Source organism: Salinispira sp. (assembly GCF_059431795.1).
The window spans coordinates 265,871-288,600 of sequence record NZ_JBXWXS010000013.1 but is presented as its reverse complement, the minus strand read 5'-3'; the positions used below and the strand labels follow the sequence as shown (position 1 = coordinate 288,600).

18 protein-coding genes are annotated in these 22,730 nt (G+C 51.4%); 5 read left to right on the top strand and 13 right to left on the bottom strand.

What is annotated here, in order from left to right; genetic code table 11:
- Positions 1–13: 13 nt before the first annotated feature.
- Positions 14–412, top strand: a complete 399-nt coding sequence (locus tag AC52PS_RS04960; RefSeq protein WP_495561933.1) for a ParB N-terminal domain-containing protein — start codon at positions 14–16, stop codon at positions 410–412.
- 141 nt (positions 413–553) lie between these two features.
- On the opposite strand, the gene pyrB is transcribed toward AC52PS_RS04960, so the two are convergent.
- Genes pyrB through AC52PS_RS04940 form a run of 4 tightly spaced genes read right to left on the bottom strand, consistent with a single transcriptional unit; the run spans position 554 to position 6,865 of the window.
- Positions 554–2,128 (bottom strand): aspartate carbamoyltransferase, encoded by a 1,575-nt coding sequence (gene pyrB / locus AC52PS_RS04955; RefSeq protein ID WP_495561932.1) that lies wholly within the window; start codon positions 2,126–2,128, stop codon positions 554–556.
- Positions 2,129–2,163: 35 nt separating this feature from the next.
- Positions 2,164–3,747, bottom strand: coding sequence for a P83/100 family protein (locus tag AC52PS_RS04950; protein WP_495561931.1), 1,584 nt, complete (start codon positions 3,745–3,747; stop codon positions 2,164–2,166).
- 47 nt (positions 3,748–3,794) lie between these two features.
- Entirely contained in the window at positions 3,795–5,555 is a 1,761-nt protein-coding gene (locus AC52PS_RS04945; protein ID WP_495561930.1) for a hypothetical protein, read from the bottom strand.
- Positions 5,552–6,865 (bottom strand): class I SAM-dependent RNA methyltransferase, encoded by a 1,314-nt coding sequence (locus tag AC52PS_RS04940; protein WP_495561929.1) that lies wholly within the window; start codon positions 6,863–6,865, stop codon positions 5,552–5,554. The genes AC52PS_RS04945 and AC52PS_RS04940 overlap by 4 nt, the downstream gene beginning before the upstream one ends.
- A gap of 115 nt (positions 6,866–6,980) precedes the next feature.
- On the opposite strand from AC52PS_RS04940, the gene AC52PS_RS04935 reads away from it, so the two are divergent.
- Entirely contained in the window at positions 6,981–7,622 is a 642-nt protein-coding gene (locus AC52PS_RS04935) for a redox-sensing transcriptional repressor Rex (RefSeq protein ID WP_495561928.1), read from the top strand.
- A 63-nt stretch (positions 7,623–7,685) separates the two neighbouring features.
- On the top strand, positions 7,686–8,654 hold the full coding sequence (locus tag AC52PS_RS04930; protein WP_495561927.1) for a class I SAM-dependent methyltransferase: 969 nt from the start codon (positions 7,686–7,688) through the stop codon (positions 8,652–8,654).
- A gap of 33 nt (positions 8,655–8,687) precedes the next feature.
- Here the strand turns inward: AC52PS_RS04930 and tyrS are convergent, their stop codons facing one another.
- From tyrS to AC52PS_RS04905, 5 genes are all read right to left on the bottom strand, one after another.
- Positions 8,688–10,016 (bottom strand): tyrosine--tRNA ligase, encoded by a 1,329-nt coding sequence (gene tyrS, locus AC52PS_RS04925; protein WP_495561926.1) that lies wholly within the window; start codon positions 10,014–10,016, stop codon positions 8,688–8,690.
- A 143-nt stretch (positions 10,017–10,159) separates the two neighbouring features.
- Positions 10,160–11,506, bottom strand: a complete 1,347-nt coding sequence (locus AC52PS_RS04920) for a glycine--tRNA ligase (RefSeq protein WP_495561925.1) — start codon at positions 11,504–11,506, stop codon at positions 10,160–10,162.
- Positions 11,507–11,536: 30 nt separating this feature from the next.
- Positions 11,537–13,012, bottom strand: coding sequence for a glutamate--tRNA ligase (gene gltX / locus AC52PS_RS04915; protein WP_495561924.1), 1,476 nt, complete (start codon positions 13,010–13,012; stop codon positions 11,537–11,539).
- Between the two features lie 142 nt (positions 13,013–13,154).
- Positions 13,155–14,450, bottom strand: coding sequence for a pyridoxal phosphate-dependent aminotransferase (locus tag AC52PS_RS04910; protein ID WP_495561923.1), 1,296 nt, complete (start codon positions 14,448–14,450; stop codon positions 13,155–13,157).
- Positions 14,437–15,327 (bottom strand): hypothetical protein, encoded by an 891-nt coding sequence (locus tag AC52PS_RS04905; RefSeq protein ID WP_495561922.1) that lies wholly within the window; start codon positions 15,325–15,327, stop codon positions 14,437–14,439. The genes AC52PS_RS04910 and AC52PS_RS04905 overlap by 14 nt, the downstream gene beginning before the upstream one ends.
- A gap of 151 nt (positions 15,328–15,478) precedes the next feature.
- Between AC52PS_RS04905 and AC52PS_RS04900 the strand changes: the two genes are divergently transcribed.
- Together AC52PS_RS04900 and AC52PS_RS04895 are read left to right on the top strand one after the other, a co-directional pair.
- The gene (locus tag AC52PS_RS04900; RefSeq protein WP_495561921.1) at positions 15,479–16,642 is read left to right on the top strand and encodes an HD-GYP domain-containing protein; all 1,164 of its coding nucleotides are present in this window, start codon (positions 15,479–15,481) and stop codon (positions 16,640–16,642) included.
- Between the two features lie 18 nt (positions 16,643–16,660).
- Positions 16,661–18,328 (top strand): uridine kinase family protein, encoded by a 1,668-nt coding sequence (locus tag AC52PS_RS04895; protein WP_495561920.1) that lies wholly within the window; start codon positions 16,661–16,663, stop codon positions 18,326–18,328.
- On the opposite strand, the gene AC52PS_RS04890 is transcribed toward AC52PS_RS04895, so the two are convergent.
- The 4 genes from AC52PS_RS04890 to clpS form a co-directional block, all read right to left on the bottom strand.
- A complete protein-coding gene (locus tag AC52PS_RS04890; RefSeq protein ID WP_495561919.1) occupies positions 18,318–18,737 on the bottom strand; it encodes a hypothetical protein in 420 nt (139 codons plus the stop codon). The two genes, AC52PS_RS04895 and AC52PS_RS04890, sit on opposite strands and share 11 nt — an antisense overlap.
- Positions 18,738–18,890: 153 nt before the next feature.
- On the bottom strand, positions 18,891–19,616 hold the full coding sequence (gene aat / locus AC52PS_RS04885; RefSeq protein ID WP_495561918.1) for a leucyl/phenylalanyl-tRNA--protein transferase: 726 nt from the start codon (positions 19,614–19,616) through the stop codon (positions 18,891–18,893).
- Entirely contained in the window at positions 19,609–22,308 is a 2,700-nt protein-coding gene (locus AC52PS_RS04880) for an AAA family ATPase (protein WP_495561917.1), read from the bottom strand. The genes aat and AC52PS_RS04880 overlap by 8 nt, the downstream gene beginning before the upstream one ends.
- Before the next feature lie 15 nt (positions 22,309–22,323).
- On the bottom strand, positions 22,324–22,632 hold the full coding sequence (clpS, locus tag AC52PS_RS04875) for an ATP-dependent Clp protease adapter ClpS (RefSeq protein ID WP_495561916.1): 309 nt from the start codon (positions 22,630–22,632) through the stop codon (positions 22,324–22,326).
- Positions 22,633–22,730: the final 98 nt, after the last annotated feature.

Below are 22,730 nucleotides of genomic sequence, written 5' to 3'. Positions count from 1 at the left end.
AAGAGGAGAGCCCATGCAGATTCCCATTCAGGAAATTCAGATTAAAAACCGTATCAGAAAAAACCTGGGGGACCTTGCAGGGCTGAAAGATTCCATTCAGAAACATGGAATTCTCAACCCCGTGGTGATCAACAGTAAGAATGAATTGGTCGCCGGCCACCGCCGACTGGAATCTGCCCGCCAACTGGGATGGAATATGGTTCCAGTGCGGATCATTGACGAAAAGGATGCTGCGGACAAGGTTGAAATAGAAATTGAAGAGAATCTCTACCGGAAAAATCTCAGTGCTGATGAACTGGCAGAAGCATATGAGTATCTGGAGCGGTTGAAAAATCCCGGATGGTTCACCCGACTCCTGAATTTTATCAGGGATTTTTTCCGCCGGATTTTTAAACGGGGCAGTTCGTCCTGAGCCCCGCCCCGTTTCTGCCTACCTCGAATCTTAATTTCTGCTGCGCCGGATTTTCTATTACGGATTCCCCGAGGATCAGATTTCGATGCCGCCGATTTCAAGTACTGCTGCTATACAAATACTGCTGCCACAAGGTATCAATTACTGATCCTGCCAGATCTCGTTAAATCTGTGGGGGGTCTCACAGTAGGCACAGGTGAACTGATTTTCCGCTGAACGGATGAAATCTGAATATATGGGTTCATGATACTCGGGGCGACTTACGCATGCCTCATTTTTGCAGCACAGACCAGGCAGGCGGTACACCCTGGGCGGCGTGGTCAGCCGGAATTTCTTCACCACTTCATGATTCTCAACCAAATTCAGCGTAACTCCCGGAGAAACCGCCGAGAGCATCTTCAGCTTCTTCTCACCGGGCAGCCGGTGTTCAGGCAATGAAATAATGCCCTTGTAACTGCCTTCCCGAAAGCTGGGAAATACCCCGTGGGAACCCATGGTGTTCAAATCCAGAACTCTCCGTATCTTGGTGATATGTTCCCAGATTTCCTGGGGTGACTGTCCCTTTGCAATATGATCAATCACAATACCCCGGTCAACCGGCTTAATCCCCACCTTGAACTCCGGTTTGCTGCTGTTTGCCCGGGTGCTCTCGAGAATGAAATCGTCCGTGTACTCAGGAAGTTGAGCCTTCTCACCTTCATAATCGTGCCCCAGCTTCCCCCCCACCATGGCCAGTTCAATAATTCTGGTGAGGTATCCGTTCATACTCTGTTCATCCCAGCGGTTCACCGGGAGACGGTCCAGGAATGTGGGAATGGTGGGAGTTTCCGAATGCCGGGGAAGAGGGTGATAAAACCGCACCCGTTCATCCAGCTTTTCAAGATGATCCTCCCGAAAGCTCACCGACCTTCGCAGACGCTCGGCTTTGTTCAACAACTTGTCACCCATGCGTTCCAGCTGAAGTCTGGTGAAATACCACACAGGAGCCTGACGCTTTTGAGCCAGATATTCGTCAATGGATTCGAATATTCTGATACTGAAACCCTTGGATTCCATGGTTCTGATATAATGCTCCGGCATGGCCAATTCCTCGGGAGCTATGAGATCCACTTCCACGTTGTGAAACACCTCAAGACCGTCCACCTTTGAGTGCACGGTCCGGCCGTGAAATAAATCCCCCACAAGGGCAATGTGAATATGGTCCCGCTTCCATTCCAGCTGTTCAAGAAAGCTGAACTCATCTAGGAATTCCTGGGTGGGATGCTCATGCCGCCCGTCACCTGCGTTAATGAATGCCGGACGGGGGGCACCGATCTTTGCGGCGTACTCACTCAGACTGGCTTCCAGCCACCGGCAGGTACCCTCTATCCGGGAGCGGACCACAAAAATGCTTCGCGCCGAATATCCGGTGAGCATTTTAATGGTATCGGTAATGCTTTCTTTCTTCTGGAAACTAGAATTCTTGGCATCGAAATCATTCATCTTGATTCCGTGGAATTTCCCCGCATTCCTGAATGATTCTTTGGTCCGGGTGGAATCTTCCATAAAAAATAAATACATTCCCAGGTCGGGTTCATTCAAACGGAAGGAGTCCAGATTCCCCTCCCCTCGCATAGCCTGTTTCAATTCACGGGTTTTGGCATACAGATACCACTGCTCGTCAGGGTGAAGATCCCGTACGACCTGGATCGTCCTGCCGCTGAATGCTGAGTTCATATATTTTCTCCAAGATCAAAATCCGGTTTCCCGTTTCAGGGATTCACCGAGAGCTCGTCCAGATCCAGACCGGTGAAACGTCCGTCTTTCCGTTGGACAATGAGCTTTCCATTTTCTATCACTAAATTGCTTGCTTCGGAAACAGGTATTGACGATCTGAATAAAAGATTCAAGTTTGCATCGAAACGTCCGGCGTACCATTCACCGCCGTCGCGGATAACGGCAAATATCCCATCCCCCGAACCGCTGAGAATGGGGCTGTAAGGACTCACTTCACTGTCTCCCGCAGAAATGAAACTCAAGTCATCGGCATCAAGAAGTACCAGACCGGGGGAACCGTCCTCTTCACTGATGGCAATAATCCCCTGCCGGGTTTCCAGATATTGACGGCCGATAATCTCCCGCTGGGCGGTGGTGAGCACCGCACCGTCATTGGAATTGATAATTAACAGTGTTGAGTAAAGCACATTGTTGGCAACTCTGCTGCGGGTAACCCGAAGTTCGGATACCGGTTCCTCCCGGGAAGTGGACAGTTCCTCCACATCTTCGGCAGCTTCTTCCCGTATTTCCCGGGACCGCTCTTCCGCTTCATCGGTCTGTTCCCGGCGCTGTTCAGCCTGCTCCTGCCGTTCTTCAGTTTGCTGCTCCCGTTCCTCCAGATCTTCCTGCTGCCGGCTTACTTCTTCCTGCTGTTGGGCGGCTTCTTCCCGCTGCTGCTCCAGCTCTTCCTGCTCTTCGCTATCGGGTTCGGCTTCTTCAATCTGCCGGTCCAGGTCCTGAATTTCCTCTTCAATCTCCTGCTCCTGCTGCTGAAGTTCCAGCCGCTCCTCCTGGATCTCTTCCTGTTCCTGTTGAATTACCGCTTCTTCTTCCTCAACCTGGGAAGTCTCTTCATCCACGGTTCGGTCGATCAGGTCTGCGGTCTCCATTCGTTCTTCAAGGCCCCTGTCTTCACTGTCTCGGATGGTTTCTTCAACCGATTCATCCATGAGTTCATCGGCGGGTACCGATGAGAGTTCGCCGGGGGCGGCGTCAGATGCGATGGGGATAATTATCTGGGATGCTCCGGCCCATTCGGTATAGCTCAGGGAGAGTCCCGCTTTTTCTGGGTCCAGAACAGAGCTGAGTTCAGGAACATAGCGGCTGGTGAACAGCTCCATATTGCCCCGGTGCACTGCGTTGTATACGGTTACCAGACGTCCAAGAAGATTGGCGTCCTCGGGGCTGTATGCGTAGCGACTTTCAAGGTATGCGGAAATAATTCGTCTGAGGTTGTCAATGTGGTCCACCCGGGCGTCGTCAAGAAGTTCCAAAACATCCGCGCCTCTGAGAGTCTGGCCTTCTTCCGGAAGTACATGGGTTATACGGTACTTTCCGGCAAATTCCCTGCTTTCCCCCGATGCAATCTCCCGGGAAAGACTTACACCGATTCCCCGTATTTCTTCAATGGTATCAATATCATCGTGGGGACCTGAATAGTTAATAAAACTCACGGTATCGGTGACGGTTGTTTCCAACTCATCAACATCAACTTCAAGAGCATGAAGTGCGAACGCCGACGAAAAAACCAGTAAGGCCGCAAGTAAACCGTAACCAAATCTAGATTGTCTGAATTTCATAACATCCCCTTCTTCTATGATAATAGCGTTATTGATGGAATATTGCACTAGGGAGTTTGACCCAGAATGCGTCTGCGCAATTGAACATTTTCAAGATATGGATACAGGGCATTCAGCGCCGGAATAGCGGTCTGAACCACCATGGCATCCATATCCCCTCCCCCCGAGTCCTTCTCCAGTTCATTCAACAGGAAGCGGGCGAAACCGGAAATTACATTCTCACTAAGCTGCCAGGGTTCTGCATCGGCAATAAATTCCCTCACAAGGGTTATCAGCTCCAGCTTCTGCAACGGCATCAATTCATCTCCCCGCTCCACCAACTGTGAGAAAACCCGGGGGTCCACCTCGTATTGCAGGGCGTTAATGAGCCGGGAGAGCATCCGGGGATTTCCAAGTTGGAGCACTGCAGCTGACAGCCGGCTTCTGTTCTCTCCGGTACCGGGAAGAGTTTTCCCCCCGGAGGCTGCAGCTGGGGAGCCGTAAACCGCCCGGATGGCAGTATCCAGGGCGGAGCTGTAGGTATCCAGCCGGCCCTGCAGATCTCCGCTTTCCATGGCCTGAGTAATTGATGCGATCTGTGAATTGAACCTTTCGGGAAACTCGAGGGCGGCAACCAGCAAATCCGACAGAAAGTCTCCGGCGGAAGAATCCGGGACTGAACGTGGTGCCGGCGGGCGGATATTCAACCCATAAAGTTCCTTCGCCATGTCCTGTATATGGAAACGGTGAATCCGCCACCCGTTATCCGCAGCATAAAAGTATCCGGAGGAATAAAAAAACCGGAGGAACCGCCATTGATCTTCCAGCTGGAAAAACTTCTTTCTGAACCCATCTTCCGTCTCGGCATACAGTGCGCCGGAGGAACGGCTGATACTGAATTGTGCGCCTACCCCACCGGAGACAATATTCCAGCTCATCAGCGCGGGAGTGCCGGTCTGCTTTTTCCCCTCCATCAGCAGAGTTCCTGCAGCGTCATACATCCGGTACCTGCCTGCGTCCGGGTTGTTGAGCATATATACATCTCCCATTCGAAAGAGCGTATTCCATCCTCCGCCGGAATCATCCACGGGGATTTGAACCCGGGCACGTTCCCTCCCGTCCAGTGAATACCATATCAGGGATGCAGGAAACTGAAATATCAGAATGCGGGCTTCATGGAGATGAATGCTCTGGACTTCACCCGCCTCCCCGGAAATTTCCCACTGTAACAGTCTTGTCCCCCTGCCCTCCCCCGAGGGATTCCAGCGGTACAGACTCACCTCCCCAACCGAACCGGAGGTGATGACCTCAAGGATTCGTCCCTGCACAATATCCCGGAAGAATAGAGAACTTTCATCGCCGCCTTCACCGCCATCCATTTGCTGTGGGGCCATGAGCTGAAAAGGATTGCGAATGCTCCGGTCAAGTACCAGGCCCCGGCGGGGGTCTATGCTCCACATGCGCCGCTCGGGGGCTGGGATGAGAATGCCTCCGCCGCTTGATGTAAACCATTCCCCGGCGGATAATCTGGGAAGCCTGAGCGTCCAGTCCGGCGCCGAAACCTCCCCGGCCGTCCCGATGCGCTGTATTCTCCTGTCATCGCTGATCAGGATCATTCCCCCGTCACCGGTAAACAGGGGATCACTGATCACCCGTCCCTCCAGAATTATGGTTTGATACCATGGATAACGGTCAACGGCCGCCGCGGTGGGCGGGGGAGAGTCCTGGTCCTGGGCGCAAAGCAAGGTGCCGGTGGACAGACAAAGGAATACAGACAACAGAAGAGGCACATAATACAGCCGAAACCTGAACACCTGAAAACGGATCATAGAGCCAACTCCAGCCAGGCGGCGGCCTCCACATGATGATTATGGGGTGAAAAATCGAAGCCCGCCAGGCTTCGTACCCGGTAGCGCTCTTTCAGCCGGGCAAGATCCCTGGAAAATGTCACCGGATCACAGGAAACATAGAGAATATTGGGAGCGTCAATCTCCAGAAGGAGTTTTCTCAAAGGTGGATCAAGACCCTTTCTGGGAGGATCGACAATTACCAAATCATACATGCTTTGATCCGATGATCCGGGGCCTCCCTGCTGCAGCTGTTTTTTCAGTCTCCGTTTGCCGGGTCCCCGGGCCCAGGCGGATGCATCCATGGGGTAAAAACGGCCCCTGTCTCCCAGGTTCTGCCGGACAAACGGTTCAGCGTGACGGTTAATTTCCACCACGTCAATTGCCGTGAACTCCCTGGGAAGAAGGGAAGATAAAAATCCCACACCTCCGTACATATCCAGAGCACGTGCACCGGAGCCGGGATCCATTTGGGCGACACACTGCCGTATCCAGTGAACCAGCCATTCCAGGCCAGAAAGATTACTCTGAAAAAATCCCCGGACATCGAAACTCAAGCGTTGGCCGGCAATTTCCAGAATATGGGTTCCTTGCCTCACAGTGGCAGCCGAATCATCCGCAAAAACCGGTATGCGCTCACCCTCCACGCTGCTGTTGGCAAACGCAGGATCAGCCAGGAGGCCGTTAATTTGTTCATGAACCACCGGGCAGCGCTCAATCCGGATCACATTGTTGCTCCCGGCTTCCTTGAAACCCGGACCGTAAGGACCAAGTTGAATTTGCACCCTGTTTCGGCTGTTCCATTCGTCAGATGAGAACATCTCAAGACCCCCAAGCGCAGGATCCTCCGGATCAAACCCTCCCTGGCGTATCAGTGCTTCTTTAATGATTTCTTTCTTGATATCCAACTGGACGGCATACTCAATGTGCTGGAGATCGCAGCCGCCGCAACGGTAATAATACGTGCAGGGAGCTTCCCGGCGCCCCGGCCCAGGTTCCAGAATTTTGACCACTTCTCCGTAACGGGTTCCCCGGGCCGTCCGAATTGAATCCACCCGCAGTAAATCTCCCGGTACGGCATAAGGAACAAACAGCACCCCATGCTCATCCCTTCCAAGACCGTATCCTCCGGGAACGATTTTCTCTATGCGTATATCAGCGCCGGGCCGCTCTGTATTGCCGGAGGGCGCACCGTCTGCTGAGTTCTCATGCTGTGTTTCGGAGACCGCATGTTGCCCGGTAGCAGCCTGATGGCCGGCCTTGCCGGCCTGGTCGTTATGTTGTTCACTCATCTACTCTATTCTACCCCCATTTAGAAATCCCTGTCTAATGCTTGAGAAAGCGCAATTTTACCGATATAATTTCACCAGCTTTTCTTAATTCGCGTAACTGTTATGGGGTCCATACATGCCAATAGTAAAACTAGCCAGTCTGCCCACAATCAAGCGTCTTCCGTCATACCTACATGTTGTTGAAGCGGCTCAGAAAGATGGGAAAGACTTTATCTCCGGGACCATTATCGCCGAGGAGCTTGAACTTGAGCCGATTCAGGTGCGAAAAGACCTGGCAATCACCGGTATTGTGGGAAAACCCCGCATAGGGTTTCCAGTGAATGAACTTATTCATGCCATTAATTCATTTTTAGAATGGGATAAAATCCACCGTGCCATTATTGTGGGTGCCGGTAACCTTGGCCGGGCTCTTATGGGCTATGCAGAGTTTAAACGGCACGGTATGAGTATTCTCGCCGCTTTCGATCCATCAACAGATAAAATCGGGAAAACCATCTGCGGGGTAACGGTGCACTCCCTGAATCAGATGGTGGGCAAGATCCAGGAACTGGACGTACATATTGCAATTCTCACCGTGCCCTCGGATCAGGCCCAGGCGGTGGCTGAGCTGCTGGTGAAAGCCGGCATTAAGGCCATCTGGAACTTCACCAATGTAAAACTCAAGGTTCCCGAAGATGTGGTGGTTCAGAAAGAGGATCTTTCATCGGGCTATGCGGTTCTTGCGGTGAAAATGGCCCGACAGCACGGCTCAGTGTAGCCGCCGGCTGTATCGACAGATACAACAACAGAAAACGCGGCAGACACAACACAGGTACCTAAAATGGATGATAAAACCGCCGAACAGGCAGAAATGCTCACCAACCGCTTGAAAAAGCGGCATCAGCATCTTCGAAAATGGGCAAAACGACAGGATATTCAGGCGTTCCGGCTGTACGACAAAGATATCCCCGAAGTCCCTCTTCAGATTGATATATACGGAAAGTATCTGCACATCGCAGAGCTTCTGAAGTTCAGGGACAAAGATGAACAGGAACAGGAAGAGTGGACCATCACCATGGCCGAGCATGCGGCACGGGCCCTGGGAATTCCTGAGGAAAATGTGTTCATCAAAACCCGCAGGCAGCAGAAAGGGCGTAATCAGTATGAACGCTTCGCCCGTGAACGCTTCACCATAGAAATCCGCGAAGGCGGCCTGGAATTCGAAATTAACCTTTCGGATTATCTGGATACAGGACTGTTTCTGGACCACCGCACCACACGATCCTTCGTACGGGATATCGCTGACGGTTCCAGAATGCTCAATCTCTTTTCTTATACGGGGAGTTTTTCCGTCTACGCCGCCAATGGCGGGGCCATGAGCACCACCAGCGTAGATATGTCCAACACCTACAGCGAATGGGCCAAACGGAACCTTGAACGCAACGGCTTTCTTACCGGGAATCTGCATCGGCTGATCACCGCCAATGCAATAGAATGGCTGAATCAGGCGGTAGAGCGAAAAGACAGCTACGACCTCATTGTCTGCGATCCCCCCACCTTTTCCAACAGTAAAAAAATGGACGGGGTTTTTGATGTTCAAAAGGATCAGCTATGGCTCATAGAGCAATGCCTGAAACTTCTCACCAAGAAAGGAGTGCTGATCTTCAGTAACAACTTCAGAAAATTCCGTCTGGAAGAGCGGGAGCTAAAAAAACGGGGCGCTCTTATAGACGAAATTACCAACAAGACAATACCTGAGGATTTTGCCAAACGCAAACCCCACCGCTGCTGGCTTATTCAGCGAAGCTGAGCCCCGGAGTATGCCCAAGACACAGGGGCGGACTCAGCCCCTGACAATCCGTGCATACCGTTTTTTTCCGGCTCTGAGAATGATTCCGTCCTCTCCAAGACGGGAAGCATCGATGTTCTGCTCAATATCGCTCACCTTCTCATCGTTCACCCTTGCTCCGCCCTGCTGAACAAGGCGGCGGGCTTCACCCCGGGAGGAACACAGGCCGCTTCTGGCAAACAGTTCCAGTACGCCGATTCCCGCTTCCAGTTCTTCTGAAGGAATTTCGGTGGTGGGCATGGAATCCAGGGCTGCGGCAGCGCCATCCTTTGAGAAAGCCGCCTTTACCGATTCAAGGACTTTATCCGCAGTTTCTTTCCCGTGTACCAGCGAAGTGAATTCATAGGCCAGAATTTCCTTGGCTTCATTAATCTTTTGATCCTTCCATTCAGCCATTTCATCTATCCGTTCCATTGGAAGAAAGGTGAAGAGTTTGAGAAATTTAATTACATCCGCGTCCGCAACATTTCGCCAGTACTGGAAAAAATCAAATGGGCTGAACATATCAGCATCCAGATAAACTGCGCCTTTCTCTGTTTTTCCCATTTTCTTTCCGTCGGATCGGGTTACCAGAGGAAACGTAAGGCCGAAACTGCGTGCTTCATGCCCTTCCACCCTGCGGATCAGGTCAACGCCTGCCACAATGTTACCCCATTGGTCGTCCCCGCCGATTTGCAATTCACAATTGTGTTTCCGGTAGAGTTCCAGAAAGTCGAAGCTTTGCAGGAGTTGGTAATTAAACTCAATAAATGAAAGTCCATTTTCCATACGCATCTTGTATGCTTCAAAACTGAGCATCCGGTTTACCGAAAAATGGCGGCCGATATCCCGAAGGAATTCGATGTAGTTGAGACCGGAAAGCCAGTCTGCGTTGTTGGCTACAGTGATGCTCTCTGTAATGCCCGCATTTTTAAAGAACGTGTCGAACTGAGTCTGAAAGCGACCGACGTTTTCGTTGATTTCTTCCACGGTAATCATCTTCCGCATTTCAGTTTTCCCGCTGGGATCCCCGACTCTGGCTGTGCCGCCTCCAAGAAGTACCACCGGCTTGTGCCCCGCCCGGGCGAGGTGGGCAATGGCAAATACCGGGATCATATGCCCCGCATGGAGGCTGGGTCCGGTGGGATCAAACCCGGCGTAGAGTGTAACCGGACCTTCTTCCATCTTCTTCTCCAGCCCTTCAAGGTCGCTGCACTGCTGCAGGAAGCCCCGTTCTGCCAGAACCTTGAGGGCTTCATTGTGTACCGTACGCCCGGAAATGTGAGATCCGGGGATTTTATCCGTCTGTTCCGCCTTGGCGGAACCCTGTTCTTGGGTATTCATAGTCTTTTTCCCTTTGTAATATTTCACCCCTTCCGTAAGGGGAGCGGATCAGCATCCAGCGGGAACCTCCGTTCCGGCCATGGCCCTGGGTCAGGCCATGCACTGGGTCAGGCGATGCCCTGGTTTCGACGCTCCCCGTAGCCTCAGCTCCGACGGTATTCCTTCACCGCCTTGCGGATATGGGAGGAGAGTTCGCTGATAGGCAGGCGAACCTGCTCCATGCTGTCCCTGTAGCGCAGGGTAACCGTTTGATCTTCCTTGGAGTCATAGTCCACGGTGACGCAGAACGGCGTACCGATTTCATCCTGACGGCGGTAACGGCGGCCGATGGCACCGCTCTGGTCGTAAAAGGTGGCGAAGTCTTCCCGCAGTTCCTTTTCAACCTCCCGGGCCAACTCGGCCAGACCATCCTTTTTCACCAGGGGGAATACCGCAACGGTGATGGGAGCAAGATCGGGGTGGAAACGGAGAACGGTTCGCACATCTCCGTCGGCCACCTCTTCCTCTTCATATGCATCTGACAGAACCATGAGGAGGGTTCGGGTCAGACCTGCACTGGTTTCAATAATGTATGGAACAAAGCGCTCCCGGGTCTGATCATCCAGATAGGTCAGATCTTTTCCGGAGAACTCCCCATGCCGTTTCAGGTCGAAATCGGTACGGTTATGGATGCCTTCAAGCTCCTGCCATCCGAAGGGAAATTCATATTCAATATCGAACGCCGCCTTGGCGTAGTGGGCCAGCTCATCGGGGCCGTGCTCCTTGAAGCGAAGCTTATCCATGCGTATTCCGATTTTCTCGTAGTAGGCCATCCGGGCTTCCTTCCAGGTTTCAAACACCTCATCATCCTGGGAAGGATGGATAAAATACTGCATCTCCATCTGCTCGAACTCGCAGGTTCGGAAAATAAAATTCTTGGTAACGATTTCATTCCTGAATGCTTTTCCCACCTGGGCAATACCGAAGGGAACTTTCACTCGACCGGATTGGAGAACGTTTTTATAGTTCACATAAATTCCCTGGGCGGTTTCGGGTCGCAAATAGACGGGGGTGCCGCTTTCATCGGTGGGTCCCATGATTGTTTTGAACATGAGATTAAATTCCCTTGGCTCGGTGAAACTGTCCCTGGTGCCGCAGTTGGGACAGGCTGCATTCAGATCGATATGGTCGGCCCTAAAGCGTGACCGGCACTGCTTACAATCCACCATGGGGTCATGGAAGTTTTCCACATGACCGGAAGCCTCCCACACTCTGGGGTGCATGAGAATTGAAGCATCTATCCCCACGATATTATCGTGGAGCTGGGTCATTTCCTTCCACCATTTATTCTGAATATTGTTTTTCAGCTCAACACCCAGGGGACCGTAGTCCCAGGCTGAGGAGAGACCTCCGTAAATCTCGGAGGACTGGAAGACGAAGCCCCGGCGCTTGGACAAGGATACAATTTTATCCAGGGTTATACCCTTCTGGTTCTTTTCTTTCTTGGACATCTGTTTTCTCCTGTTGATAAATATCTGTGCTTACAGCAGCCCGATAGCCGTTTCCAGCCGGGAGAGGGCCTTTTCCCGCCCCATGAGACGGATTGAATCCGCCAAAGGAGGTGTGGCACGGCTTCCGGTAATGGCAATTCGAAGGGGCATCATCACCTTCCCCATACCTGTCCCAAAGGATTCGGCAAGATTCTGGAAGTAATCGTGAAAACCTTCCTCATCCAGGTCCGCAATGCGGCTGAAGTCGTCCCTGATATGTTTCAGGATTTTTTTCGTGTCTTCAGGTTCCTGTTTCTTCTGCACCAGATCTTCCGCTCCGTTGAGGGTGAAATCCCGGAAAAGGAATCCAGCCACCGATGGAATATCCGACAGAAGCTTCATCCGCTCTTTTGCCAGGGGCATCACCTTCTGAAGAACTTCAAGCTGTTCAGAAGGGACATTGCCCTGGGCGTCCCTGGTTATATAGCCTTCATCCAGAAGATACGGCAGACAAAGATCCACAAGCCGGTTCTCATCTGAACGGGCGATATACTGGGAGTTATACCACTGGAGTTTCTTGTAATCGAATACTCCAGGAGCCTTATTAATTTTCCCGTCTTTAAAGACCCGTTCCAGATCCTGAATACTGAAGAACTCGGTGGACTCGTCATAGCCCCAACCCACCATGGTCACATAATTCACCAATGCCTCGGGAAGATATCCCTGGGTACGGAAATCGATAACTGATGTGGACCCGTGACGTTTGGAGAGCTTGGACCCGTCTTTTCCCATGACCATGGGAAGGTGGACAAATTCCGGAACATCCCAGCCGAATGCCCGGTAGAGCAGTACATGAAGGGCTGCGGAACTGACCCATTCCTGGGCCCGGAGAATATGGGTAATTCCCATATGGTGATCGTCCACCACATGGGCCAGATGGTATGTGGGGAACCCATCGGTTTTCAGTAAAACCGGGTCGGGATTAATATCCTTGTGCTTTCTTCTGGTTTCGCCCAGAACCCGGTCGGAAATTACCGTTTCTCCCTCCAGGGGGATCTTGAATCGGATTACATAGGGTTCTCCGGCGGCTTCTTTGGCGGCAAGCTCTTCACTGTCGAGGTTTCTGCAATGACGGTCGTAACCCTGGTGCCCGCCTTTCTGTTTACTCTGCTGTTCACGCAGCTTTTCCAGACGCTCAGCGCTGCAGAAACATTTGTAGGCCTTTCCCTCTTCCACTAACTGGAGAGCAAGCTCTTTGTATCGGTCAAAACATTCACTCTGGATGTAGGGGCCGTACTCTCCTCCCACATCGGGACCTTCGTCCCAGTGTATCCCGATCCAGTTGAAGGTATCATAAATATCCTGAAGGGCACGGGGATCAAAACGGGTCTGATCGGTGTCTTCCACCCGGAGAATAAAGGTTCCACCCTGGCTGCGGGCGAAAAAGTAGTTGAAGAGAGCCGTTCGAAGACTCCCTATGTGCTGTAACCCCGTTGGACTCGGGGCATAGCGGACGCGGACGCTCATGAATTGCTCCGTTTGTTCGTGTATTTCACTACCCCGGCGTGGGCAGTGAATGGCCATTATAGCCAGTGGTGAATTTGCGGTCAAGGATGAGCGGGATTGGGCTGCCGGCGGAGGCTTCGGCCAGCGGGCCGGCGGCAGCCGCTTACTGCCGGTACCAGCTGAAAAAATCCTTCATTTCGGTACACACATGTCTGAGTTCATCCTTCTCGGGGAGAAAGACCATGCGGAAGTGATCGGGTTCGCTCCAGTTAAAGCCGGTTCCCTGTACAAGAAGAATTTTCTTCTCCAGGAGAAGGTCCAGAATCATTTTCTGGTCATTCTGAATATTGAAACGTTTCTGGTCCACACGGGGGAAGAGATACAATGCGCCTTTGGGCTTTACTACGCTGAGCCCCGGAATGGAGCTTACCATTTCATAGGCAATGCTCCGTTGCTGTTCAAGGCGACCTCCCTCTGCGGTGAGATCAGCGATGCTCTGGTAGCCGCCCAGACTTGCCTGAACCGCATACTGGGCGGGAACATTGGCACAAAGACGCATGCTGGCCAGGATATCCAATCCTTCCTGGTAATCTCTGGCATGGCTCAGTCTTCCCGAAAGAAGCATCCAGCCGCTTCGGAAGCCTGCAGCCCTGTAGCTCTTGCTAAGACCGTTAAAGGTAATACAGAGAATATCATCACAGATGCTTGCCATCGTGACATGTTTGTATCCATCGTAGACGATTTTATCATAAATCTCATCGGCAAATAGGATCAGATCATGTTCCGCTGCCATTGCATGAATTTTTTCCAGAATTTCCCGGGGGTACACGGCGCCTGTTGGATTATTTGGATTGATCACCACCACCGCCTTGGTCCGCGAGCTAATCTTTGACCTCATATCATCAATATCGGGATTCCACTCGGATGATTCATCACAGATGTAATGCACGGCCTTCCCGCCGGAGAGGTTCACCGCCGCGGTCCATAATGGATAATCTGGGGAAGGAATGAGCACTTCATCCCCGTCGTTGATCAGCCCCTGCATGGCCATAACGATCAGTTCGCTGACACCATTTCCCATATAGATGTTTTCAAGATCCGCATGGGGTACGCCCCGGGTTTGGTAGTACTGCATAATCGCCTTCCGGGCGGAAAACAACCCCTTGCTGTCGCAGTAGCCCTGGGCGTTACGAAGATTGTAGATTACGTCGTGGATCAGTTCGTCCGGGGCTTCGAAGCCGAAGGGAGCAGGATTCCCGGTGTTCAGTTGAATTACCCTGGTGCCCTCCTCTTCCAACCTTTTTGCCTCTTTCAGCACAGGTCCCCGAATATCATAGAGCACATCTGCCAGCTTGTTGCTTTTCACGTGTACCGGGTTTCCGGGCTCAGCCTGGGCCGCAAATTTTCTGCCCGGAGAAGGGCTCGCGTCCGGATCTGCGGATTGTTTACTGCTGGACATGCTCATCCTCCTGGTTTCGGGTGTCATCCGGATCTTGAACGTTTTCCACACTGGCCACCGGGATGTCGGCAGTGTAGGCATAATTGGCAATGCACCATTCACCGGCCTGCTGCAAAATTGAGCTTAATGTGAGAATATGAAGTTTTTCCTTCCGTGCTTCAAGTTTTTTCGCCCAGCCTGCCTTGGAGTAGCGTGATGCAAAACTTGAAAGAAAATCTCCTACCTGCTCAGAAATTTCCTGCTGGAGAATATCTTTTAAGAGATACGCAGACAGCAGTCGCACCGCTTCATCATTGCTCTTTTCTGCGGCCAGGGTAAGACGGTCCCGGGGGGCGTCTCCTTCCTGAAGACGTAATGCGGAAAACGCCCACATCCAGTCCGCCCATCCTTTCTTGGTGAGGGAATTCTGGATAATCCAGGGATCGAAAAATTCTTTGAGCCCGCGAAAATCATTTGTGAGAAGATAGCCGGTACTCAAAGGCAGAAGCAGACGCCTGAAGACACGCGGCTTCTCTTTGCCTACCCACTCCGCAAGACGTACAATATTTTCGGGTTTCCCCTTTACCACATAGGTATTCAGGAGAATCTGGACCCGTTGATCGCCGATCCGTTTCTTCGAAAAAATCTCCTGTTCCAAATACTTCTGGATCATATCCCAATCCTTCTGCTCAAGGAGAGTGAACATTTTCCAGTTGCGTATGAAGTAGCCGTCGAGCCCCAGAAGCACCAGGACAAATAGAAGCAGCAGATGCCAGGAATTTTGCCAGAACGGAGCTGCATATTCCCAACCCAGCATGAAAACCGGGAGTAACGCAATAAAAAGGAAAGAAAAAACCACGATGGCGTTGAAAATCAGGAAAATCAGCTTAAATTTCATGTCTAATGCTCCTATAATATATATTGGGAGAAGGTATTTATTTAGAAATCTGCTTGTTCTACAAATTATACGTTTATACACTTTGAGGTACAAGAGATTCCATGGATGAATCAATACGGAGATTCACAACCCACGGCATGAAAGGGAGTTCATGAACGATTATTTATTGAGCCAGATAGAGGAAGGGAAGTTTTTTAATCTTGGCGCCTTTCTTGATGACAACTACATCCTCCTGTCCCCCGAGACCCCTGTAGATCAGCCCCTGCTGGAACGGCTCCAACGATGGGGTTATAATTATGTATATTCCAACGGCGATATGACCAACCGGGCGGACAGCCAGGGCGGAATAAACGGCGATGACGTTGAAGTGGCAAACCTGAACGCCCAGTTCGAGGAACGGGAGGAACTGGAGCAGGCAGAAGCAAAGTTCCGGGAGATGGTAGAGTTCACGGAAAAAATATTCACCCAGTTTGTCACCCGGGGAGATCTTCCCCACGGGATGATCTCCAACAAGGTGAAGGAATTCATCGAGACGGTGAAACGGTACCGCCACTTTCTTCTCCGGTACAACGAATTTCATGTAAATATCAACTACATTGTGGTTCACTCGGTAAAGACCACCATTGTGGGCACCATCCTGGGACTGGAAATGCATCTTCCACCCCACAAAATGATTGAACTTGCCACCACCTGTCTGCTCCATGAAATCGGGATGATCAAACTCCCCAGTCAGCTCTACATGACAGACAAACTTCTGAATGAGAAGGAGCGGAAGGCTATATCCGCCCATACCGCCCTGGGATTTAAAATCCTAAGGACCCATGATTATCCTATGGCCGTCTGCCTGGGCGTCCTGGAAAGTCATGAAAATATTGACGGCAGCGGATACCCCCGGAGCCTCACCGGCGAACGGATCAGCCAATATGCTAAAATTGTTTCTGTGGCTTCTTCATTCGCCGCCATGAACTCGGACAGACCCTTCCGGGTGGCCCTGGACGGACATCATGCGGTTGTTGAGCTCCTGAAAAACCGGGGCACCCGCTACGATGCGGCAGTGCTCGGCGGGCTGGTAAAAGCCTTGTCGGTATACCCAATAGGAACCTTTGTTCAGGTGGAAAACGGCGCTCAGGGAATGGTGGTAAAGACATTTCAGGAACAACCCCGGGCACCCCTTGTCAAACTGCTGCTGGGCCCCCAGGGCGGCCAATACATGGAAAATCCGGTGGTTAACACCCATAATGAAGAATACCGAATTGTGGGAGTCATTCCCAACACCAAGGCATCCAAGCTCAGGGAAGCTCTGAACCGCGAATAGCCGGATCGGAGGGTAACAGTGGACATTGAACTCCATTCAGATCGGGGAAAAACGGTTATTCTTCCCCGTCATTCGCCCGCTCTGCAAGCCATAGAGACCCTCTATTCTCACGAATTACAACAGACCGGTCTTCCTGCCGGTGTGAGTTTAGACAACCAGATCATGCCTCTCCAGGAAGAGCTCCTAACAGGGGGCGAATTGAAGATGATTCTTCGGGATTCCCCTCAAGGTAGTGAAATCCGGCGCAGAAGCATGAATTTTATTTTAAGTATGGCTTCTCAGAACCTGTTTCCCGGGCGGCAGCTGGTAATTGGCCACAGCATCGGTGAAAGCATGTTTTTTTCATACCGTGGAGAAGAAGCCGTTTCCCGGCAGGATCTTGATACTCTCCAGCGGGAGATTGATCGTATTCTGGTTGAAGACCCGGCTATCAAACTGAATATTAGGAAATACGAAGAACTGGAAGCGTATTTCTCTCAGCATGGTCGATACAGCACACTTCTACTGATGCATCATTATACCCAGCCCCATCTACGGGTGTATGAATGTGAATCCTACATTGACCTGGATCATGGCCCCCTGCTCTCACGATGCTCAATGGCAGGCAATTTTCATCTCAGGGTCCATTCTTCGGGCTTTGTACTGATATATCCCCGTTCTGGCGGCGATGGGGACCTAGCTGGAGAATTTACCGATATTCATGTCCTCACCCAAACCTACACCGAGTATCACCGATGGGCTGAAATCCTGGGAGTGGATACCGTAGGCAAAATGAACCAGCTGGTTCAGGAAAAACGGATTAAAGAGTTTATCTGGGTTGCCGAATCCCTGCAGGCTCAGAAACTTGCCAGTATTTCACAGGATATTCAGCAAAGAAAGGAAATTCCGAAAATTATTCTGGTTGCAGGCCCTTCTTCCAGCGGGAAAACCACCTTTGCCAAACGGCTGCTGATTGAGTTACGCAGCCTGGGACTGCATCCCAGAAGCCTTTCCCTGGACAATTATTTTGTGCCCAGACAGAACACCCCCCTGGATGATGAAGGAAACTATGACTTCGAGAGCATCGACGCACTGGACATCCCGCTTCTGAACAGCCATCTGCTTGATTTAATAAACGGAAACACGGTTGGCATTCCACGCTTCGACTTTGTGAACGGTATACCTGAATACAATAATTACGAGCTTGCGCTGGAAGAAGACGGCATATTAATCATCGAAGGAATTCACGGTCTGAACCCCGCCCTCACTCCGGAGATACCCGATGAACAAAGCTACCGAATTTACATATCTGCACTCACCCAAATAAACCTGGATGACAGCAACCGGATATCCACCAGCGATAACCGACTAATCCGGCGGATTGTCAGGGATCATCGCTACCGGGGCTACAGCGCCCGGGAAAGCATTATGCGCTGGCCTTCGGTTCGCAGGGGGGAACATGCTCATATTTTTCCGTTTCAGGATGAGGCGGACGCCACCTTCAATTCGGCCCTGGATTACGAATTGGGGGTTCTAAAAGCCCATGCCGAGCCCCTTCTCAAAGAAATTCATCCATCATCCCGGCATTTTTCCCAGGCCCGCCGGCTTCTGGGAATTCTGGAAGCCTTCCTTCCCATTCAAAGAGAGTTTGTTCCCGACCTCTCGATTCTCAGGGAATTCATCGGCGGCAGCAGATTCAAGTATTGATGTATCCCAGTTCTTTCATCCACTCCATCCCCTGCTGAACCGACCGGAAATAGCGTTGAACACACTCGCCGCTTTTTAATGAACGGTAAATATCATCAAACTGATATTCAGTGAGAGTGGAGCTTTCGGGAATATCTTTGCTGTGAATAATCGCAATGTGACGCAATCCGTGGGCTACTCTCCAGGCATGAAGATCTTTGAGAATGGGAGTGGAAAACTGGGTGTACAACCCCTGTCCGTGCAAAATGGCAATCATAGCCCAGGTATCGTCTGACCAGCTGGCAATTACTGCATCCTTTACACGGACAGCAAAGCGGCTCGCCGCCTCCGCGTTCCAAGGACCAGTGGCGTTCACCACCAGCAGACGCTGCTGAATGGAAATATCATACACCCCATGTTCTTCAAACATTGTGTCCTCACAACCTCAGACTTTATAACTTCATATTACCACAACAGTATAGATTTCCAATATTCACATTAAGCACATCATTATCGTAGCCTTCTGGAAATAGCCAAAATTGGTTATGTATTCTTTGTCTATGTAGTGAGCATAATACACATATCAGCTGAAAAATTCTTCAGCCCGGTATTCAATATTGCCCCATCCGGAAATATCCGGGTATTCCAATGCCCGGGTAAGATGGGAAAGATACTGAGGCCGAGGGATGTTTTGGGCTCCCAGGGAGAGAATGTGGGGATTTTCCACCTGGGAATCGATGATTTCACAGCCGGCGAGAGAGAGAAAGCGGGCCAGCCCGGCGAGGGCGAACTTGGACGCATTGGGAAGAAGGGAAAACATGGATTCTCCGCAAAATATCCGGCCTCTGCTCACACCGTACAACCCGCCCACCAGCTTACCATCGGCATACACTTCCGCAGAGTGAGCATAGCCCAGGCGATGGAGTTCGTTATATGCGGAGATCATTTCCGGGGTAATCCAGGTGCCGACTTCCCCTTTGCGGGATACGGCGGCGCAGTTGCGTATTACCCCGGAAAAATCCCGGTCCATTTTCAGCACGTACCCCGAATTTTTCAGCATTCTGCGGCTGCGCTTGGAGATGCGGATGGCGTCGGAATAAAACACACAGCGGGGATCGGGACTCCACCAGAGTACAGGGTCGGGCTCAGAGTACCAGGGGAAAACCCCCTGCTCGTAGGCTGATAACAGCAATCCGGGGGATAAGTTGCCCCCCACCCCCAGAATCCCCTGGGGATCGGCATCCCCGGGGGCCGGGAGAGTTATCCGGTAATAATGGGAAAGTTCTTCTATAGATGAAAAATCATACATGCTCGCTCACGGGAGCCTTGGTTTCTGTCTTCTTTTTTCTCCGACGGGTGAATTTGATCACGATTTTATCCTCAGCCTGTTCCGCCTGGGCGTTGAGGCTCACCCGCGCCTTTCCGCCGTTTTCCAGTTTCCCGAAGAGAACTTCGTCTATGAAACGGGCTCTAATGAGATCATCCACGGTGCGGCTGATATTCCGGGCACCGAAATCTTCACTGTAGCCTTCAGCTGCCAGGAACCGTACCACGTCATTATCGACCTTCACCTGAACATCCTTTTCAACCAGCTGCTGCTGGAAGTTCTCCAGTTCTTTCTCGACAATATCAACCACGGCTTCATGGGTGAGGCCGTTAAAGACCACAACTTTATCCAGACGGTTGCGGAATTCCGGAGAAAAGGTTTTATCAACCGCATCGTGAATTGCCGCCCGATCCATCACCCGTTCACCGAAGCCGATGAGGCTTTTGCCGATGTTACGGGCGCCGGCGTTGCTTGTCATTATGAGTATGACGTTCCGGAAATCCGCCTTTCGGCCCGAATTGTCGGTGAGGGTTGCATAATCCATGATCTGCAGCAGAATGTTGTAAATATCCGGATGAGCCTTCTCCACTTCATCCAGCAATAACACCGCATGGGGGTTGCGCCGAATGGATTCGGTGAGCATGCCGCCTTCTTCGAACCCCACGTATCCCGGAGGGCTTCCGATAAGCCGGCTCACCGAGTGACGCTCCTGGTATTCGGTCATGTCGAAGCGGAGAAGCTGGACGCCCATTTGTTCGGAGAGCTGGCGGGCAAGTTCCGTTTTTCCCACACCGGTGGGTCCCACAAAAAGAAAGTTGGCCACCGGCTTATCGGCCTTGCGGAATCCCGCACGGCTTCGCTTAATAGATTCAACCACCGCATTCACCGCTTCATCCTGTCCGTACAGGGTGGAGAGAATGCCCGATTCAAGGGTTTTCAGTTTCTCCCGCTCGTTTCCGTACACACGCTTTCGGGGGACCCGGGCGATTTTTGAAATGACCGTCTCGATATCTTCAACACTCACCTCTGGCCACAATTCCCGGTCCCATTCTTCATTGGTTTTGGCTTCCTCTGCCTCTGGAACGCTGTGGCCGTCCTGTTCATCGCTTGTGTCCCGGATAACGGATTTCTCTTGCTCTCCCTGCTCCCCGGCTTCGGACCTCTCGTTAAAGCTTTGCTGCTCATTTGAGCTGTTTTCTGATGCCGGCGCATCTTCTGAGGCCTTTCCAGATGGATTTTCTGCTTTATCTTCTGTATTTTCTTCGCCTTTTTTTTCTGCGCTCTGATCTGACTGTTTTGCATGTGCATTGGCCTTCTCAAGAGCTTCCTGGGCGGTAAAACGGAAGGTGCGCAGGCGGATGAGGGCACCAATCTCGTCAATTACATCGATGGCCTTATCGGGGAGGTAGCGTTCATTGATGTACTGATCCGAGAGCTCTACAGCCTGCCTCAGGGCGTCGTCGCTGTAGCGTACATGATGATGGTCTTCATAATTCTTTCTCAGCCCTTTGAGAATCTCGTAGGCGTCATCCTGCGATGGTTCCGGCACCTCGATACTCTGAAATCTCCTGGCCAGGGCATGATCCCGCTCAATAAAACGGCGGTATTCCTCCGGGGTGGTGGCTCCGATAATCCGGACCTTCCCGGATGCCAATGCGGGCTTGAGCATGTTGGAGGCATCCATGCTGCCGCCAGACGCTGCGCCGGTTCCAACCACTGTATGAAGCTCATCAATAAAAAGAATAATATTATTCTGAGATTCAACTTCCTTCATGAGAAGTTTCATCCGTTCTTCGAAATCCCCCCGGTAGCGGGTTCCGGCAACAAGGGCGCCCATATCCAGGGCAAGAAGTTGATAGTCTTTCAGAAGGTCGGGAGTTTCTTCGTGGGCCAAAGCCCGGGCAAGACCTTCCACAATGGCGGTCTTTCCCACCCCCGGTTTACCGATAAGCACCGGGTTATTTTTAATTCTCCGCATGAGAACCTGCATCGTTCGCTCCAGCTCTTCATCCCTTCCAATGATGGGATCAATTTCACCGTTCACCGCAGCAGCCACAAGGTCCCGTGTAAAGGCTTTGATCGCTTTCTTTTTCTTCCCCGATGATTTTTTTTCGCCTGACTGTCCCTGGGCGTCATCTTCCTCGGCTGCGAAGAAGTTTTCTTCTCCTTCCTCTTCACTTGAGGCAAACAATTCCTCATCATCATCATCTTCATCATCGTCATCATTCTGATTATTCATGTCCTGTTCGCTTCTACCCAGCACATGACTGATAATTTCCAGAAGTCCGATTCGTTCAACACCGGCCTGTTCAAGAAAATACCGACCATGACTTTCTGGTTCATCGAACAGAGATACAAGAATATCTCCGGGCTCAATGGTGTCTTTGTTCACGTGATGGCTATGCAAAACCGCCCGTTCAAACACATGGTTGAACGAAGCGGAGGAGAGCGGCTCGTTGTTTTCTATTGTGGGTGTGTTCTCCATGAGAAATTCTTTCAGCTGTTCCCGGAGTTTATCCGGTTCCCCGCCGCAATGAGTGATTACTTCCCGGGGATAGGGAAAATTCAGCGCAGCATAAAGTACATGTTCCGGGGTGAGAAATTCATGCTGCCAGCTCAACGCTTCCTGGTATGCGGAATTGAGTATATCCTGGACTTCACCGCTAACTTTCATATATACCTCTTGATTTCAAGCTTTTTCGATTCTGCACCGGAGGGGATATTCTTTCTCCCTGGCATAACGATGCACCTTCTGGACCTTGCTTTGGGCAATATCGTAGGTGAATGTTCCTACGTCGCCGGCCCCTTTTTCATGGATTTCAAACATAATACGCTGAGCATTCATCGGGTCCTTCTGAAAAAACTTCATCAGCACCTCAACCACGAACTCCATGGTTGTATAATCATCATTCAACATAATGACCTTATACATGTCGGGTTTTTTCAGTTCTGTTTTTTTCTTCAGCTGAACATCACCCTGTCCGCCGGGTTCAGGCATAGAAATACTCCCATAGTCGTTGCTGCAGTGGCACAGCATGTGATCCTTCGTCTGTGATTAAACCTTCCCTCAGAACTGTAAGGGTCATGTAACGGCGC

Excerpts from the sequence above, each read along its gene's own strand:
- AC52PS_RS04940 (WP_495561929.1), bottom strand. The coding sequence starts at position 6,865 with ATGAGTGAACAACATAACGACCAGGCCGGCAAGGCCGGCCATCAGGCT.
- clpS (WP_495561916.1), bottom strand. The coding sequence starts at position 22,632 with ATGCCTGAACCCGGCGGACAGGGTGATGTTCAGCTGAAGAAAAAAACA.
- AC52PS_RS04930 (WP_495561927.1), top strand. The coding sequence starts at position 7,686 with ATGGATGATAAAACCGCCGAACAGGCAGAAATGCTCACCAACCGCTTG.
- tyrS (WP_495561926.1), bottom strand. The coding sequence starts at position 10,016 with ATGAATACCCAAGAACAGGGTTCCGCCAAGGCGGAACAGACGGATAAA.
- AC52PS_RS04880 (WP_495561917.1), bottom strand. The coding sequence starts at position 22,308 with ATGAAAGTTAGCGGTGAAGTCCAGGATATACTCAATTCCGCATACCAG.
- AC52PS_RS04950 (WP_495561931.1), bottom strand. The coding sequence starts at position 3,747 with ATGAAATTCAGACAATCTAGATTTGGTTACGGTTTACTTGCGGCCTTA.
- AC52PS_RS04905 (WP_495561922.1), bottom strand. The coding sequence starts at position 15,327 with ATGAAATTTAAGCTGATTTTCCTGATTTTCAACGCCATCGTGGTTTTT.
- AC52PS_RS04890 (WP_495561919.1), bottom strand. The coding sequence starts at position 18,737 with ATGTTTGAAGAACATGGGGTGTATGATATTTCCATTCAGCAGCGTCTG.
- pyrB (WP_495561932.1), bottom strand. The coding sequence starts at position 2,128 with ATGAACTCAGCATTCAGCGGCAGGACGATCCAGGTCGTACGGGATCTT.
- aat (WP_495561918.1), bottom strand. The coding sequence starts at position 19,616 with ATGTATGATTTTTCATCTATAGAAGAACTTTCCCATTATTACCGGATA.
- AC52PS_RS04935 (WP_495561928.1), top strand. The coding sequence starts at position 6,981 with ATGCCAATAGTAAAACTAGCCAGTCTGCCCACAATCAAGCGTCTTCCG.
- AC52PS_RS04910 (WP_495561923.1), bottom strand. The coding sequence starts at position 14,450 with ATGTCCAGCAGTAAACAATCCGCAGATCCGGACGCGAGCCCTTCTCCG.
- AC52PS_RS04960 (WP_495561933.1), top strand. The coding sequence starts at position 14 with ATGCAGATTCCCATTCAGGAAATTCAGATTAAAAACCGTATCAGAAAA.
- AC52PS_RS04900 (WP_495561921.1), top strand. The coding sequence starts at position 15,479 with ATGAACGATTATTTATTGAGCCAGATAGAGGAAGGGAAGTTTTTTAAT.
- AC52PS_RS04920 (WP_495561925.1), bottom strand. The coding sequence starts at position 11,506 with ATGTCCAAGAAAGAAAAGAACCAGAAGGGTATAACCCTGGATAAAATT.
- gltX (WP_495561924.1), bottom strand. The coding sequence starts at position 13,012 with ATGAGCGTCCGCGTCCGCTATGCCCCGAGTCCAACGGGGTTACAGCAC.
- AC52PS_RS04945 (WP_495561930.1), bottom strand. The coding sequence starts at position 5,555 with ATGATCCGTTTTCAGGTGTTCAGGTTTCGGCTGTATTATGTGCCTCTT.